This is a genomic window from uncultured Phocaeicola sp., from assembly GCF_948499155.1.
GTDB classification, from domain to species: Bacteria; Bacteroidota; Bacteroidia; order Bacteroidales; family Bacteroidaceae; genus Phocaeicola; species Phocaeicola faecalis.
This window is the reverse complement of record NZ_CAOOSE010000015.1, coordinates 70,357-86,608: the sequence shown is the minus strand read 5'-3', so window position 1 is coordinate 86,608 and position 16,252 is coordinate 70,357. Positions and strand designations below refer to the sequence as shown.

Sequence of the window (16,252 nt, the reverse complement as noted above, 5' to 3'; positions counted from 1 at the left end):
ACATTATGGAAAAGAAAACGATTGTGGCACGTGCTGAGGTACTTGCCGGCAAAGAAAAAGAGTTTATGACTGCGGCTACGGCCTTGATAGAAGGTACTCGTGCCGAAGCAGGTAATATCAGCTACAACCTTTATCAGAATCCTTTCTGCCCTACTCTCTTTATTTTTTATGAGGAGTATAAGGACGAGCAGGCTATGGCGGTGCATGCAGCATCGGCTCACTTTAAGGCTTTTGGTGAGGCTATTGAGGGAATGTTGGCATCAGAACTGATTATTGAATCTTTCTAATGGTTTGGTGATTAGTTTGGTCAAGTAAGAACATTTAATATAATCAGAGGGATGTATCAAAACTTCCCTTTTATCGAAGGTGTCAAAACGTGGATAATGCTGTCGTTTCGTTCGTAGGGGCGAGGTTCGCTCGCCCGAAAACAGTTTACTTTGTGTTTTCGGGCAGGCAAACCCTGCCCCTACAGCTGACGATTGGATAGGCAGGTTTAGTTTTGACACACTCCCTTTTATTTATGAGCGTTTCGATACACCTTCCTTCTCTTTATGGTATTGGAGTGTGGAATAACGGGGTCGCATTGTTTTCATGGGGATTTAAAGCTCATTCAGAAACAAAGGGAAGAGTAAGCCGTTTCTTAGGGTCAGCCAAGGCTTTTTAAGCAGAAGATTATTACAGTCCGTTGCCGTAGACCGTACAGTCCGTTACAGTGGACTGTATAGTCCGTTATGGTAGACTGTACAGTCCACTGCCGGAGACTGTAGTAATCTGACGGACAGATGGGCATAATCGAAAGGACGAAAAGGCTTAGTCCGGCTAATGAAACGACTTAGAGAGTTCAAAACGTATGCAGCGTTTGAAAATCGGAGGAGACAACATCCGGTGACAGGTGAATAATGTATTATAAATAAATTTATCGTTTGCTTTTGTATATCACTGAAAACACTTATCTTTGTCCCCGAAATCTAAAAACATTCCGATGAGAATCTAAACATCTATTTTTTCAAACAACTATTTATTTCATGTTGGGACGGCAGGCGAAGTGAATTCGTTTGTTGTGTAATAGTTGTCCTCTATTCCCACAATATACATTTCAGTATTAACATTTTAATTTTATAGAAACAGTATGTGTATACATATACAGTCAGTTACTTATATGCATCCTGATAAAGATGTGCTCTTCAGTAACGTTAGTTTCTCTATGGGGAAAGGTGAGAAAGCAGCGCTTATCGGGAATAACGGATCAGGAAAATCGACCTTGATGCAGCTGATAACAAAAGAATTGTCACCTTCGGAAGGTGAAGTGATTTGTTTGGAACCACCTTATTATATTCCCCAACACTTCGGACAATTTAATCATCTGACGATAGCCGGAGCTTTGCGGATTGAAGGAAAGATACAAGCACTTCATGCCATTTTGCAGGGAGATGTTTCTGTGGAGCATTTTACGGTATTGGATGATGATTGGGATATAGAAGAGAAGGCGGTTGCCGCTTTACATGAATGGGGATTGCCGGGAGTGCCTCTCTCCCATCCCATGCATTTGTTAAGTGGAGGAGAAAAGACAAAAGTCTTTTTGGCAGGAATCGCTTTGCACTCACCGTCTTTTATTCTGATGGACGAGCCGACCAATCATTTGGATGATGTGAGTCGTGAGAAATTATATCACTTTATCACTTCTACTTCGTCTGGTGTGTTGGTAGTCAGTCATGACCGGACGTTGCTCAACTTGCTTTCGTCCACGTATGAGCTCTCGGCAAAAGGAGTAATTTATTATGCGGGGAATTATGACTTTTACAAAGAGCAGAAGGAGTTGGCCGTTCAAGCATTGCAAGCTCGGTTGGAAGAGAATGGGAAGCAGTTGCAGAAGGCACGCAGACAGGCACGTGAAGTGATGGAGCGTCAGCAGAAGCATGATGTACGCGGAAAGAAGCAAAATATAAAAAGTGGTGTCGGCAAGATGGCAATGGATACTTTTAAGGACAAGGCGGAGAAAAGTTCGGTTCGCCTGAGCCATGTTCATGCTGATAAAATACAATCGTTGGCAGAAAGCGCTACGGATATTCGCAAGGTGTTGCCGGACAGGAAAGGGATGAAGGTGGATTTCAATTCTTCTTCCTTGCATACGGGCAAGACACTTATCACAGTCAGAAATATGAATTATGCTTATCAATCGGATGAGTTATGGCCGCTCCCTCTTGATTTTGTAATAAAAAGCGGTGACCGTATCCATTTGAAAGGTGGAAACGGTAGCGGCAAAACCACTTTACTGAAGTTGCTGGCGGGCGTTCTCACTCCCACGGCGGGTGAACTGATAAGGGCGGATGGGCTGACGTATGTTTATCTCGACCAGGAATATTCCATTATACAGAATGGGCTGTCGGTGCTGGAGCAACTCTCCTTCTTTAACAATAAACTTTATGACCATGAGCTTAAAACTATTCTTAACCGCTTTCTTTTCCCTATATCCAGTTGGGATAAGAAATGCAGTTGTCTGAGCGGGGGTGAGAAGATGAAACTTTCCCTGTGTTGCTTGATGGTGAGTGCACAAACTCCTGATTTGTTTATTGTGGACGAACCGACGAACAATATTGATATTATGAATATGGAGATATTGACTGATACTTTGAAGGAGTATCGGGGAACATTATTAGTTGTGAGCCATGATGCCTGTTTTGTGCAGCAAATTAATATAGAGAAGACGATAACATTGTCTTGTTCTTGACATGTGGTGAGGGCTGAAAATCTTCAATATTACGGAGTATCAGATAAATATACCGGTATTTATGGTCATTATTCGGAAATAAGTGTTATTTTTGTCGTAGTGAAAAGACAAACACAAAAACAACATGAAAACTTTCCTACATATCGCAGTATATCTTCTCATATTCTTGGGATTATCCGGTTGTAATAGCGATGTCTTCATTGAAGATTTTCAGCCTTCTGTTTCTGATGTTACCTTGGATGGAAATGGTGACTCAGTGACTATTCATTTTAAGTCTTCCAACTGGAATCTGTTGCATGTGTATGATTATTATGATAACTCTTCATTATATTATTCAGTTTATGATAAAGACGGTAATATAGTTTCGCAGAATCAGTCGCCTGTTTTGGAAGGATTGGGCAAAATAGTTTGTGATGATGTCGTTTATGAAGATAAGATAGTTGATTTTACCATTGAGCGCACTCATCCTCAGGAAGTGAAGTTAACGGTAAACGAAAATGCGCGCTCTTCTCTTTTCCGGTTTTCCATTATTGCAAGTAATGAATATGAAACGAAAGCAATACATGTAGCCATAACACCTTCCGACAGATATATATTCGACCATATCACTTATTCGCTTGATATGTATAGTTATACGGATACACACATAGAAGAACGTAGGAGCATGGTGATTGATAACAGGGGAAATGGAAACGTAACCAATTATATCTTTCCTTTCCAAAATGAGTATCGTCAGATACAATTCACCAGTAATAATCCCGAGGCTTTTAATTTGTTGGCAAGCAAACCGGAGGTTGAGATTCCCGGCATTGTTGACGGTTATCTGGTGATGAACGGCGAACGAGTGCAATATGCTTCTGATATGCAACGGTTACCTTTGCCTTTTCCTGATACGGAAAAGAAGGCGGTCATAACTCCGGCCCAAACTTCGCAACGTATCACTGTACTGCTGGAATATGAATGGTTTGAGACTTATTTTACTCTTTATGCCGTTCATCCCAAAACCAAAAAAGAGAAAGTCATTACCGGTACTTTGAAAAGCAAGATGCCTAAAAGATACCTCATAAAGTGCGAGAAGCTGAATAATTAGAACAATGAAAGCGAAATTACTCTTATTATATATTGCCAGCCTTTTGGCTGTTTGTCCGATGGGTGGAAATTTGATGGCTCAGACGGCTACGCAACCGGATGTATTAAAGAATGACACAGCAAGCCATAAGCTGATTCATAGGCTCGGCCTGGATGTACGTCCTAATTATGTGACTCCTACCAATGATTTCTTTGATGGTGACAATATGCATCAACAACGCATCAGGCAGGCCCTTTCTGTACATCTGAAGTATGCTTTTCAGTTTGATAAGAATTCAACTTTAGGCCGGCTCTATCCTCATGCCTATCAGGGTATTGGAGTTTCTTACACTACGTTCTTCTGTCCTTCCGAACTAGGTAATCCCATAGCGGTATATGCTTTTCAGGGGTCACGCATAGCGCAGTTATCGCCCCATTTGTCATTCGACTATGAATGGAATTTCGGTGCTTCTTTTGGCTGGAAAAAATATGATGAGATATATAATCCGCAGAATGAGGTTATCGGGTCAAAAATCAATGCCTATATCAATCTGGGATTTTTTCTGAATTGGCGGATTAATCCGCAATGGAGCTTGACGGCAGGTATGGATTTTACTCATTACTCTAATGGAAATACACATTTTCCCAATGCGGGAGTGAATCCGATTGGCGGAAGAATAGGTGTTGTGCGTACTTTTGGAAATGATGAGACGGTGGCTGTGAAAGGTGCTAAACCGTTATCCATCAAACCTTATATCAGTTATGATTTGGTTGTATATGGTGCTACTCGTAAAAAAGGGTTTGTGGATGGCTATGACGTTTGTCTGGTGCCCGGCTCTTTTGGCGTTGTGGGGCTGAATTTTAATCCAATGTACAATTTCAACAAGTATTTTAGGGCCGGTGTTTCTATGGATGCACAATATGATGAGAGTGCCAATATCAAAGACTATCGGGTAGAAGGAAGTTCATCAAGCGATGCGAAGTTTCATCGCCCTCCTTTCCACAAGCAGTTTGCTGTCGGTCTGTCTGTACGCGGAGAGCTGGTCATGCCTATTTTTTCTATCAATGCCGGTGTCGGACGGAATTTGATATACAGTGGTGATGATACGGAAGGTTTTTATCAAGTTCTGGCTCTCAAGGCTTCCATTACACCGCGCTTGTTCTTGCATGTCGGCTATCAGTTGAATAAATTTAAGAACCCCAACAACCTGATGTTGGGATTTGGATACCGCTTTTACAAGGGAAACGGTAAATGATAGACGTATCGGCTTATGAAAAGAATCTGTGTATTATATGTCATCTTAAGTATCTGTGCAACTGTTTCTTCTCAGATAAAATTCCCGGAGATAAAGTGGATGAGTGACAGTTTGATTTTTATAAGAGAGAAGGAAGCATTGCGCTATGGTGTTGAAACATTTGGCAATGGCCTTTATACAGATTCGCTTGTTCATTATTTGGATACAATATATTATGTGGAAACTCAGATGAAGAATTCTGTACCGGATTCCATTTTTCAGACAGTTTGGAAGAATGATACACTCACCTATCGGGTACGTCCGAAGATATATCGGGGCTATGATTATGATGATAAATTGAAAAAGAAATTACGCAATTTAGTGGTAGAGAGTAGAATATATCCTTTTGCCCGTTTCTCTGCCTGTATTGAGGGATTGGATGAGACTATGATTGAAGTGTTGGAAGATTCCATGTTGCGCATGGAGTGTCCTCTTCCTATGCTGAAGAATAATTCTCAGACTTGTATTTTTTATGCGTTGGATGCTTTGTTTCAAACGTATGGCATTTATACCGAACCGGTGATTACCCGTAATGCTTCTTATACGCGTGAAGAGGATTTAAATGCTTTCTTCGATTACTTTCTAACCTCCGAAGCTTCTTATCCGTGTCGTTATAAAGAGATAAAGGAGGCTGTTTTTCCCAATAACTGTATTTTGGCCTTTTATAATGGTTATAATCATATCATCCATGCCGTGTTCTATCGCAATGGTTTGTTTTATACAAAGAATGGTTGGTTTGCTCCCATGGTGCTTCCTACTCTATATCCCATATTGAAATCCTATAGTCGTTGGGATACTCCATTGAAAGGGTTGAGCAAAGTAGGTAAGCAGTTGAAAAGCGATAAAATAGTTGTATACACCTTGAACAAGGATTTATTTGGACTGACAAATATCACTGATTGATGTATGATACCCGGGATATACTTCTTGCACAATTATATTTCTTCACATCTCACCATATCCCAGCCTCTGAATTGTAGCAACAATTTGTGCAGGGTTGTCTTTGCCGCCAGCTGTGTGACTATTTTGTCTGGACTGTATTGCATCAGTTGGCATCGTCCTTCTGCTGCTTGTACTTCGAGTTCGGCATCGGTAGCTGTGCGGAGAGCATATTTTAACTCCAGAATATAACTGTGTTGTACATCCGGGTAACGCGATTTATCCGGTAAAAGAAAGAAATTACAGTAGCCATAATTCATTTCCAGTTCAGGCTCTACCAGATAATAAGAAGCGAGTGCAAGGTAAGCTTTCAAGAAGCCTTGTAGATTTCTTTCGCCCTCCATACCGTTTCGTATGGAAGAATAGCGCAAGCTATTGTTTCAAAGAACGGCTTCCAATGGCCGTCATAAGCGAAATCGTCTATCAGGTCTTTCAGGTGAGAAAGGTTCAGCGAATGAGTTTGTTGATAATAATCCCGCAGGAAACCGAAATATTGTTCACGTACGCAATTGTTGGGAATGCACATTCTCAGGCGGTCTCCTCTTGTGCCACAAATGGTGAGTAGTCCGTAATAGTAAAGCAGGCTGCGGAAATTTTCAATATCCGTTACCTTTTCGGATGGGAAAGAGGTATGCAAGTCTACCAATATCTCTCCTTTTGCAGCAATTTCTTCGATGGTGCTCATGCGACTACCCTCATGGGTTTGGTCATGGTCTATGCGTGCCAGCATTTTTAATTTGCTGTAGTCAGTCATAGTAAGTGCGCATCATGCTCAGAAACAGGCTCTTCCCGAACCGTCTGGGACGGATAAGGAAAAGGTAGCTTGGCATTTTTTCGATGAGCGGCAGATACATAGTCTTGTCTACGAAATAAAAGTTTTCATTTCGCATACGGTTGAAATCGGATATTCCGTAAGGTATTCCTTTAACTTGGTTCATATTGACAACGTTTATAAAAACAGTAAGGACAAAGTTCGTTTATTCCGTTCAATAAATCAACGTTTGCAGCGGTATTATGTTTTTAAGTTTTTTGTCTCATTTAATTTCTGCTCGGTAATTGCTAAACTACCCTAGGGTAAACAGGCAACTACTGCATAGTAATTGTTCCATTACCCTAGGGTAGTTTGAACCCTGTTCGAACTGCCTTTGATAAGGCAATTCGTTATTTATATTCTGCCCAATCAATCAGGCGCATATCACCTTTCTTGGCCAGTGTATCGTGCATGGCCAATGCAGCCGAAATGCAATGAGGGGTCTGTCCTTTGGAAGCCATCTTTACATAATCCCACAGGATATTCTTGTAATCTGGGTGGGCACAGTTTTCGATAATGGCATGTGAACGTTCCACCGGACTCTTTCCGCGGAGGTCGGCAACACCTTGCTCGGTAATAATGATATTTACATCATGCTCACTGTGGTCTTCATGTGATACCATAGGAACGATGGCGCTGATTTTTCCTTCTTTGGCAACAGACGGACAGGTAAAAATGGAGATGTACGCATTGCGGGTGAAGTCGCCCGAGCCACCGATACCATTCATCATCTTCGTTCCGCTGATATGTGTGGAATTGACATTACCATAAATATCTGCTTCGATGGCAGTATTGATAGAGATAACACCGAGACGGCGGATTATTTCCGGGCTGTTTGATATTTCGGACGGACGCATGACCAGCTTGTCGCGGAAGAAATCGATATCATCATAAATGCCTTGCAGACAGTCATTGGTCACTGTCAATGAACAGGTACTTCCAAATTTGACACGTCCTTGGCGAATCAGGTCTACTACGGCGTCCTGCAATACTTCGGTATACATTTCGAACGCAGGAATCGTTTTGTCACGTCCCAATGCACCTAGTACGGCATTGGCAATGTTACCTACCCCACTTTGCAATGGCAGGAATCCGGCGGGGATGATACCGCGTTTCATATCAGCTGCCAGGAAGTCGGCTACATTTTGTCCAATCTGGTCGGTGATGGGGTCAGGTGCCGTAAATGAACGTGCCTGGTCGGGTGTATTCACTTCCACTACACCGATAATCTTTTTCGGATCTACTTGCACATAAGGCAATCCGATGCGGTCACTCGGTTTGAAGATGGGTATCTCGCGACGGTAAGGCGGGTCAAGTGGTTCGTACACATCATGCAGTCCCATACCGTTTTTGCTATGGGCGGCATTCAGTTCGATAATCACTTTATCTGCCAGACGTGCAATAGTCGGAGCGATACCTCCGGCAGCGGTCAGATATACTTTACCATCGGGAGTAATCTCGCAAGCTTCCAGAATAGCTACGTCCACTTTGCCCATGAAGCCATAACGGACTTCCTGTGCCATTTGTGACAAATGAATATCATTATAAGCTATTTCTCCATTGTTTACCGCTTTACGGAAATCAGGGTTTGTGGTATAAGGGGCGCGATAGCGGATGGCTTTTATTCTTGACAGAATACCGTCGGTTGCATCTCCTGTAGAAGCGCCGGTAAAGATACCAATCTGGAACGGATTACCTTTGGCATGCTCTTCTTCTGCAATCTTTGCGATTTCAGGGGTTACGGCTTTGGGGGTTCCTGCCGGGGTAAAGCCACTTAGTCCGATGTTATAGCCATGCTTTACATAGCTGGCAGCTTCGGCTGCTGAAATGATATTAAATCCCATGATATTCAATGTGTTTTCTGGTTGTTAGTATTGTTGTTATTAATATTTCCGATTGAAAATCTCCGAGTAAATAAAGGCCCGTCGTGCTTCTTCGCGTGTACTGAGTTTGATACGGGTGTTTTCGTCCGAGGGCTTATCTTTGTTTTTGCTATCCATAGCGACAATCGGTGTCGATTTGAATGTTTCTTTCTTTTTCTTATAAGCAGGTTGTGGTTTACTTTTCACTGGTCGTGGTGAAACTGTCTGCCCCTCTCCTTCTATTTCTTCGATTGTGGGAAACATATCAGTAAGAACTTCATGGGGAGAAGGTGTGGCTGTTTCTTTTTTAGCCTTGGTAATTTGTTGCACAATGGCAATTGCAATGATTACCACGAATATTAATACTTGGACAATTTCCATAGGCTTATCTTTTTAGAGGGTTTGATAACGAACGGTCAAAGTTAGAAATTTATTTCTTTCCCTACTAACAAAAAGGCATAAAAAAAGGAAGAGAACTTCACAGTTGTCTTCCCTTATTTTTTTAACCTAAACCTTAACTATGAAAAAATCTAATGTTTTTCAGAAGCAAAGATGCAAATTATCTGAATACGTTGGTAACGCAAACGGAGTTTTTTGTTCATTGGTTATGATAATTTAACGGTTGGGGCTTTCAATGGCTTTCATTCTGCCTTTTTCAGTCTGAATATCAAGCTATAAATATGCAAAAATCAAACAGAATATGAGGGAATTTGGTGGGAACTCAATATCTTTGCAGCGAATTTATAAAAAGAGAATATGATGAAAGAAACAACAGGAGCAGACTTTAAATCTGCAACTGAACAGGAAAACAAGAAACTGTTTATTGAGACGTATGGTTGCCAGATGAATGTGGCGGATAGTGAAGTGATTGCTTCTATCATGCAGATGGCAGGTTATAGTGTATGTGATACTTTGGAGGATGCGGACGCGGTGTTTATGAATACTTGTTCCATTCGTGACAATGCAGAACAGAAGATACTGAACCGATTGGAGTTTTTCCATTCGATGAGGAAAAACAAAAAGAGAAACCTGATTGTCGGCGTGCTGGGCTGTATGGCTGAGCGTGTAAAGGAAGATTTGATAGAGAATCACCATGTCGATTTGGTAGTGGGGCCGGATGCTTATCTCACATTGCCCGACCTGATTGCTGCTGTCGAAGCGGGGGAGAAAGCGATCAATGTAGACTTGTCGACCACGGAAACGTATCGTGACGTGATTCCCTCACGTATTTGCGGAAACCATATTTCGGGCTTTGTCAGCATTATGCGTGGTTGCAATAATTTTTGCCATTATTGCATAGTGCCTTATACTCGCGGTCGGGAACGCAGCCGTGATGTGGAGAGTATCTTGAATGAGGTGCGCGACCTGGCTGATAAAGGTTACAAGGAAGTGACTTTGCTGGGACAGAACGTTAATTCCTATCGCTTTGAGAAAGAGAATGAAGTGATTACTTTCCCGATGTTGCTTCGCACTGTCGCTGAGGCTGTTCCGGGAATGCGTGTCCGCTTTACTACTTCACATCCTAAGGATATGAGTGACGAAACCTTGCAGGTGATAGCCGAAGTACCGAACGTTTGCAAACATATTCATTTACCCGTGCAGAGTGGAAGTTCGCGCATACTGAAGTTGATGAACCGTAAATATACGCGTGAATGGTATTTGGACAGGGTAGCGGCCATTCGCCGAATCATTCCCGATTGTGGGTTAAGTACGGATATTTTTTCCGGCTATCATTCTGAGACGGAGGAAGATCATCAGGAATCTTTGTCTTTGATGCGTGAGTGTGCGTACGATTCTGCTTTCATGTTTAAATATTCGGAACGTCCCGGAACGTATGCTTCCAAACATTTGCCGGATGATGTGCCCGAAGAAGTCAAGATTCGTCGTCTGAACGAGATTATTGAGTTGCAGAACCAACTTTCTGCCGAAAGTAATGCCAAAGATGTGGGAAAGACATTTGAAGTGATGGTGGAAGGCGTGTCGAAACGTTCGAAAGAGCAACTGTTCGGACGCACGCAACAAAATAAGGTGGTGGTGTTTGACCGTGGAAATCACCGCATCGGCGATTTTGTAAATGTACGTATAACAGAAGCCAGTTCAGCCACGCTGAAAGGAGAAGAAGTTTTCTGATGGGAAAGAAAGAAGAATATAAAGAAAAGAATCTGCAGTATTTGCAGGTTCTTTCTACTCAAGCAGATGTCTGCTCTTTACCCTGTGGGATATTTTATAAAGTGTTGCAAACAGGAACCGGAACGGTTTCACCCAACGTTCGCAGCATTGTCACCGTTCATTATAAAGGCAGCCTGATAACCGGGAAAGAGTTTGATAACTCTTATAGCCGTAACTGTCCCGAAGCATTTCGCCTCTGTGATGTCATCGATGGATGGCAGTTGGCACTCCAACAAATGCATACAGGGGATAAATGGATTATCTATATTCCTTATCACTTGGGATACGGAAGCCGCACCAGCGGTCCGATTCCAGCTTTCTCCACTTTGATATTTGAAGTAGAGTTGCTGGGTATTGCCTGAAGCAGCTGACGTTATCTGCCGTGTAACTTCTCGTTTACTCTGTCTTCATACCCGTCACGATATCTTTTTTCAGGCATTATAATCCACAGGATTAGATAGATGATTCCTCCCGAAAAAGCGGTAAAGAAGGTTACCAGAGCATAAACGATGCGTACTGTTGATACCTCCCAGCCGAAATATTCGGCTATTCCTGCACATACGCCGGCGAGTATTCTATTGTTTGAACGAAGCAGTCTTTTGTTTTCCATTTCTCAGCTATTAAAATTTTATATGCAAAAATAGGGAAAAACCAAATGTATAGTTAACTTATAGTCTTAAAAGTACTTAAAGGAAAGCTCTTGTAATTCATTTTATTTGTTATTTTGCAGCAAATTAGGGCTAAAAGTGAACAGACTCAAGATAGATACTTGTCCGTTGTGCGGCGGAAAACAGTTAGAACATGCAATAACTTGTACAGATAATTATGCTTCGGGCGAAAAGTTCGAGGTGATGCGTTGCACCCATTGCGGCTTTCTTTTTACACAAGAAGCACCGGTAGAGGCGGAAATAGGCAGGTATTATGAAACTCCCGATTATATTTCACACAGTGATACCAATAAAGGCTTGATGAACCGGGTGTATCATCAGGTCCGCAAGTATATGCTATCCCGCAAGGCCAAACTGATTAAACGTACGTCCGGGCTGAGTAAAGGCAGCCTGTTGGATATCGGAACAGGTACGGGCTACTTCAGCAATGCCATGAAGGAACGCGGTTGGCGTGTGCGGGCGATAGAGAAGAATGCTAAAGCACGTGCGTTTGCCAAAGAGCATTTTGAACTGGAGGTAGATGCGGAAGATGCTTTGGCGGGATATGCCGACCATTCGTTTGATGCAATTACCCTGTGGCATGTGATGGAACATTTGGAACATCTGAATGAAACTTGGGAAAGGCTGGCGGCTTTGTTGAAAGACAGGGGAGTGCTGATAGTTGCGGTTCCCAATCCGTCTTCGTATGATGCGGTGAAATACAAGGAATGGTGGGCTGCGTATGATGTCCCCAGGAATTTATGGCATTTCACACCGTCGGCTATGCAACAATTCGGGGTGAAACATGGTTTTAAGCTTGCCGAGCAACATCCGATGCCATTTGATGCTTTTTATGTTTCTATGTTGACAGAGAAATATAAAGGAAGCCGTTTCTCTTTCCTGAAAGGAATGTGGACGGGACTGTTGGCTTGGTTTAGCACGTTAGCCAGGAAAGGGCGTAGTAGTTCAATGATTTATGTATTCAGAAAGAAGTAATTATGGGAAAGAAATCAACGTCTTTTTTCGATATGCAGTTCATTACTTCCAGCATTAGCACTATGTTGGTGTTGCTTTTGTTGGGTATGGTGGTCTTCTTTGTGCTATCAGCCAATAATCTTTCTAAGTACGTTCGTGAGAATATCAGTTTTTCTGTCCTTGTCAGTGACGATATGAAGGAAGCGGATGCCATCAAGTTTCAAAAGAAGCTGAATGCAGAGCCTTTCGTTAAGGAAACTTATTATATTTCTAAAGAACAAGCCCTGAAAGAGCAAACAGAGGCGATGGGAACAGACCCTGCTGAGTTTTTGGGATATAACCCCTTTACTGCCTCCATTGAGATAAAACTGAATGCCGATTATGCCAATTCGGATAGTATAGCCTGGATTGAAGAGAAGATTATGACCAACAAGAAGGTGATGGAGATTAATTATCCGCAAGATTTACTGGATGCGGTGAATAGTAATATCCGTCGAATCAGTTTCTTGCTGCTGGGGCTTGCCGCACTTCTTACGTTGATTTCCTTTGCATTGATAAACAATACCATACGTCTTGCTATATATTCTAAACGTTTTTTAATTCACACCATGAAACTGGTAGGAGCGAGTTGGGGATTTATTCGGAAACCTTTCTTGGTCCGGAATATATGGATTGGTGTATTGGCGGCTGTTATGGCTGATGCGGCATTAATCGGAATGGCTTACGCACTTGTGAGATATGAACCCGAATTGATAGAGATTATTACTCCCATGACGATGTTGCTGGTGATGTTGTCGGTTTTTGTTTTCGGTGTGATTATTACTTTTATGTGTGCTTATATATCAATAAACAAATATTTGCGTATGAAAGCCGGTGCGCTTTATTACATCTAATTAAAAAGGATATGGACAAACAGAAATTTGCCTTTGATAAAACAAACTTTATCTTACTGGCCATAGGCATGGCTGTCGTAATTATCGGTTTCCTGTTGATGACAGGCCCTAGTTCTACAGAAGGATATTTTGAACCGGATATTTTCAGTGTACGCCGAATCAAGGTAGCGCCTGCAGTCTGTTTCTTTGGTTTTATTTTTATGATATACGGTATCGTGCGAAAGCCGAAAGTAACGAAAGAATAAAGAGGTAAAAGAGTATGGAATGGTTTGAGGCATTAATTCTTGGTTTGCTCCAGGGATTGACAGAGTATTTGCCGGTCAGCAGCAGTGGTCATTTGGCTATCGGATCGGCTTTGTTTGGAATACAAGGTGAAGACAATCTCACATTTACAATAGCAGTACATGTGGCAACTGTATTAAGTACGCTGGTTGTTTTATGGAAAGAGATAGACTGGATTTTCCGTGGACTGTTTAAGTGTGAGATGAATGCGGAGACAAAGTATGTATTGAATATCCTTGTTTCTATGATACCTATCGGAATCGTAGGAGTGTTCTTTAAAGACTATGTAGAAGAAATTTTCGGGTCGGGACTGTTGATTGTAGGCTGTATGCTGTTGGTAACGGCTTTATTGCTTACTTTCTCATACTATGCAAAGCCTCGTGTGAAAGAGAACATTAGTATGCGTGATGCGTTTATCATAGGTTTGGCGCAGGCTTGTGCCGTGTTGCCGGGTTTGTCTCGTTCGGGCAGTACCATTGCTACCGGTTTGTTGCTGGGAGACAATAAGGCTAAACTGGCACAGTTCTCGTTCTTGATGGTGATTCCCCCCATTTTGGGTGAAGCGTTGCTGGATGGAATGAAGATAGTAAAAGGAGCTGCGGCAGGAACGACGGACATTTCGGTTCTGTCACTGGTAATAGGTTTTGTAGCTGCTTTTGTTGCTGGTTGCATTGCTTGCAAGTGGATGATTAATATAGTGAAGAAGGGTAAGTTGATTTATTTTGCTATCTATTGTGCCGTTGTTGGGGCAATTACGATAGCTTGTTCATTGGCAGCATAAACCGTAGGGGCAAGAAGCATGAATTTTAAAGAAGGAGAAGTATTATATTTCGATAAACCGCTGAAGTGGACATCTTTTGCGGTGGTCAATAAGATAAGATATCACATTTGTCGCAAATTGGGTGTGAAGAAGTTGAAGGTAGGGCATGCAGGGACGTTGGACCCTCTGGCTACGGGGGTGATGATTATTTGCACGGGCAAAGCGACAAAACGGATTGAAGAATTTCAATATCACACTAAGGAGTATGTGGCTACATTGCAATTGGGTGCTACCACTCCTTCTTATGATTTGGAGAAAGAGATAGATGCCACTTATCCTACGGAGCATATCACCCGTGAGTTGGTGGAAGAAACATTGAAACGTTTCATTGGCAGCATTGAGCAGATACCGCCTGCTTTTTCGGCTTGTAAGATTGACGGTGAGCGTGCCTACGATCTTGCGCGAAAGGGAGAGGAGGTAAATCTGAAACCTAAAACGCTGGTGATAGACGAGATAGAGTTATTGGAGTGCAATCTTCCTGAGATAAAAATCAGGGTAGTGTGTAGTAAGGGAACTTATATCCGTGCGCTGGCCCGTGATATTGGTGAAGCTCTGAATAGCGGTGCACACCTCATCGGTCTGGTTCGTACCCGTGTGGGCGAAGTAAAGCTGGAGGACTGTATGCAGGTGGAAGATTTTCCCGAATGGCTTGACCGACAAGTAATAGAAGTTATAAACGAATAAGGAGAGATAAGATGAAACTGTCGCAATTTAAATTTAAACTGCCGGAGGAGAAGATAGCTTTGCATCCGGCCAAGTACAGAGATGAGTCGCGTCTGATGGTTGTTAACAAAGCAACAGGACGGATTGAGCACAAGGTATTTAAGGATATCTTGGAGTATTTTGATGATAAAGATGTGTTTATCTTTAATGATACGAAAGTTTTTCCTGCGCGTTTGTATGGAAATAAAGAGAAGACTGGTGCACGTATAGAGGTATTCCTGTTGCGTGAACTGAATGAGGAACTTCGCTTGTGGGATGTGTTGGTAGATCCGGCACGTAAAATCCGTATCGGTAATAAGCTGTATTTTGGTGATGACGACTCTATGGTGGCCGAAGTAATCGACAATACCACTTCTCGCGGACGTACTTTGCGATTCCTTTATGACGGGCCTCACGATGAATTCAAGAAAGCTCTTTATGCTTTGGGTGAAGCTCCGCTGCCCAGTTTCATCCGTCGTCCGGTAGAAGAAGAAGATGCAGAACGTTTTCAGACTATCTTTGCCAAGAATGAAGGTGCGGTAACGGCTCCGACAGCAGGCCTTCATTTCAGCCGTGAGCTGATGAAACGTATGGAAATCAAAGGAATAGACTTTGCTTATGTGACCATGCATGCCGGATTGGGTAACTTCCGCGAGATTGATGTGGAAGACCTTACCAAGCATAAGATGGATTCCGAACAGATGTTCGTTGATTCTACGGCCTGCAGCATTGTCAATAAGGCAAAAGATGAGAACAGACGTGTCTGTGCGGTGGGTACCACTGTGATGCGTGCAATTGAAACAGCCGTCGGCACAGACGGACACCTGAAAGAATTTGAAGGCTGGACGAATAAGTTTATCTTCCCTCCTTATGATTTCTCGGTGGCCAACAGCATGATTACTAACTTCCACATGCCGCTTTCCACATTGCTGATGCTGGTAGCTGCCTATGGCGGTTATGATTTGGTTATGGAAGCCTATAACACCGCTTTGAAAGAAGATTATCGTTTTGGAACGTATGGCGATGCCATGCTGATTTTAGATAAATAAGTAATTGATAAA

19 protein-coding genes are annotated in these 16,252 nt (G+C 42.4%); 13 read left to right on the top strand and 6 right to left on the bottom strand.

Annotated features, from left to right (window positions below):
* Positions 1-5: 5 nt before the first annotated feature.
* The 5 genes from QYT14_RS11895 (at position 6) to QYT14_RS11875 (ending at position 5,994) form a co-directional block, all read left to right on the top strand.
* Complete coding sequence (locus QYT14_RS11895) at positions 6-287, top strand: putative quinol monooxygenase (RefSeq protein ID WP_237040132.1); 282 nt, start codon at positions 6-8, stop codon at positions 285-287.
* Between the two features lie 842 nt (positions 288-1,129).
* Positions 1,130-2,728 (top strand): ABC-F family ATP-binding cassette domain-containing protein, encoded by a 1,599-nt coding sequence (locus QYT14_RS11890; protein WP_288325441.1) that lies wholly within the window; start codon positions 1,130-1,132, stop codon positions 2,726-2,728.
* Between the two features lie 124 nt (positions 2,729-2,852).
* Complete coding sequence (locus QYT14_RS11885) at positions 2,853-3,818, top strand: hypothetical protein (protein WP_288325442.1); 966 nt, start codon at positions 2,853-2,855, stop codon at positions 3,816-3,818.
* Positions 3,819-3,876: 58 nt separating this feature from the next.
* Complete coding sequence (locus QYT14_RS11880) at positions 3,877-5,052, top strand: acyloxyacyl hydrolase (protein ID WP_288325492.1); 1,176 nt, start codon at positions 3,877-3,879, stop codon at positions 5,050-5,052.
* Positions 5,053-5,067: 15 nt separating this feature from the next.
* A complete protein-coding gene (locus tag QYT14_RS11875; RefSeq protein WP_288325443.1) occupies positions 5,068-5,994 on the top strand; it encodes a hypothetical protein in 927 nt (308 codons plus the stop codon).
* 32 nt (positions 5,995-6,026) lie between these two features.
* On the opposite strand, the gene QYT14_RS11870 is transcribed toward QYT14_RS11875, so the two are convergent.
* The 5 genes from QYT14_RS11870 to QYT14_RS11850 form a co-directional block, all read right to left on the bottom strand.
* Positions 6,027-6,374, bottom strand: a complete 348-nt coding sequence (locus tag QYT14_RS11870) for a PD-(D/E)XK nuclease domain-containing protein (RefSeq protein ID WP_288325444.1) — start codon at positions 6,372-6,374, stop codon at positions 6,027-6,029.
* Positions 6,341-6,784 (bottom strand): hypothetical protein, encoded by a 444-nt coding sequence (locus QYT14_RS11865; RefSeq protein WP_237040127.1) that lies wholly within the window; start codon positions 6,782-6,784, stop codon positions 6,341-6,343. The genes QYT14_RS11870 and QYT14_RS11865 overlap by 34 nt, the downstream gene beginning before the upstream one ends.
* A complete protein-coding gene (locus QYT14_RS11860; protein WP_237040126.1) occupies positions 6,777-6,968 on the bottom strand; it encodes an AAA family ATPase in 192 nt (63 codons plus the stop codon). The genes QYT14_RS11865 and QYT14_RS11860 overlap by 8 nt, the downstream gene beginning before the upstream one ends.
* 223 nt (positions 6,969-7,191) lie before the next feature.
* Positions 7,192-8,685: an acetyl-CoA hydrolase/transferase family protein gene (locus QYT14_RS11855; RefSeq protein ID WP_237040125.1), complete on the bottom strand. Its 1,494-nt coding sequence runs from the start codon at positions 8,683-8,685 to the stop codon at positions 7,192-7,194.
* A gap of 39 nt (positions 8,686-8,724) precedes the next feature.
* A complete protein-coding gene (locus QYT14_RS11850; RefSeq protein WP_237040124.1) occupies positions 8,725-9,084 on the bottom strand; it encodes a hypothetical protein in 360 nt (119 codons plus the stop codon).
* A gap of 378 nt (positions 9,085-9,462) precedes the next feature.
* On the opposite strand from QYT14_RS11850, the gene miaB reads away from it, so the two are divergent.
* Both miaB and QYT14_RS11840 read left to right on the top strand, forming a co-directional pair.
* Entirely contained in the window at positions 9,463-10,833 is a 1,371-nt protein-coding gene (gene miaB, locus QYT14_RS11845; RefSeq protein WP_288325493.1) for a tRNA (N6-isopentenyl adenosine(37)-C2)-methylthiotransferase MiaB, read from the top strand.
* Positions 10,833-11,234, top strand: coding sequence for an FKBP-type peptidyl-prolyl cis-trans isomerase (locus QYT14_RS11840; protein ID WP_237040123.1), 402 nt, complete (start codon positions 10,833-10,835; stop codon positions 11,232-11,234). The genes miaB and QYT14_RS11840 overlap by 1 nt, the downstream gene beginning before the upstream one ends.
* 11 nt (positions 11,235-11,245) lie before the next feature.
* Here the strand turns inward: QYT14_RS11840 and QYT14_RS11835 are convergent, their stop codons facing one another.
* Positions 11,246-11,482: a PspC domain-containing protein gene (locus QYT14_RS11835; RefSeq protein ID WP_237040122.1), complete on the bottom strand. Its 237-nt coding sequence runs from the start codon at positions 11,480-11,482 to the stop codon at positions 11,246-11,248.
* Between the two features lie 136 nt (positions 11,483-11,618).
* On the opposite strand from QYT14_RS11835, the gene QYT14_RS11830 reads away from it, so the two are divergent.
* From QYT14_RS11830 to queA, 6 genes are read left to right on the top strand one after another with little or no spacing between them, the layout of a single operon-like run.
* Positions 11,619-12,515 (top strand): class I SAM-dependent methyltransferase, encoded by an 897-nt coding sequence (locus tag QYT14_RS11830; protein ID WP_288325445.1) that lies wholly within the window; start codon positions 11,619-11,621, stop codon positions 12,513-12,515.
* A 2-nt stretch (positions 12,516-12,517) separates the two neighbouring features.
* The gene (locus QYT14_RS11825; RefSeq protein ID WP_288325446.1) at positions 12,518-13,387 is read left to right on the top strand and encodes a permease-like cell division protein FtsX; all 870 of its coding nucleotides are present in this window, start codon (positions 12,518-12,520) and stop codon (positions 13,385-13,387) included.
* Positions 13,388-13,398: 11 nt separating this feature from the next.
* The gene (locus tag QYT14_RS11820) at positions 13,399-13,632 is read left to right on the top strand and encodes a DUF3098 domain-containing protein (RefSeq protein WP_022506966.1); all 234 of its coding nucleotides are present in this window, start codon (positions 13,399-13,401) and stop codon (positions 13,630-13,632) included.
* A 14-nt stretch (positions 13,633-13,646) separates the two neighbouring features.
* On the top strand, positions 13,647-14,450 hold the full coding sequence (locus QYT14_RS11815) for an undecaprenyl-diphosphate phosphatase (RefSeq protein WP_237040119.1): 804 nt from the start codon (positions 13,647-13,649) through the stop codon (positions 14,448-14,450).
* A gap of 18 nt (positions 14,451-14,468) precedes the next feature.
* Entirely contained in the window at positions 14,469-15,173 is a 705-nt protein-coding gene (truB, locus tag QYT14_RS11810) for a tRNA pseudouridine(55) synthase TruB (RefSeq protein WP_288325447.1), read from the top strand.
* Positions 15,174-15,184: 11 nt separating this feature from the next.
* The gene (queA, locus tag QYT14_RS11805) at positions 15,185-16,240 is read left to right on the top strand and encodes a tRNA preQ1(34) S-adenosylmethionine ribosyltransferase-isomerase QueA (protein WP_237040117.1); all 1,056 of its coding nucleotides are present in this window, start codon (positions 15,185-15,187) and stop codon (positions 16,238-16,240) included.
* The last annotated feature ends 12 nt before the right edge of the window (positions 16,241-16,252 follow it).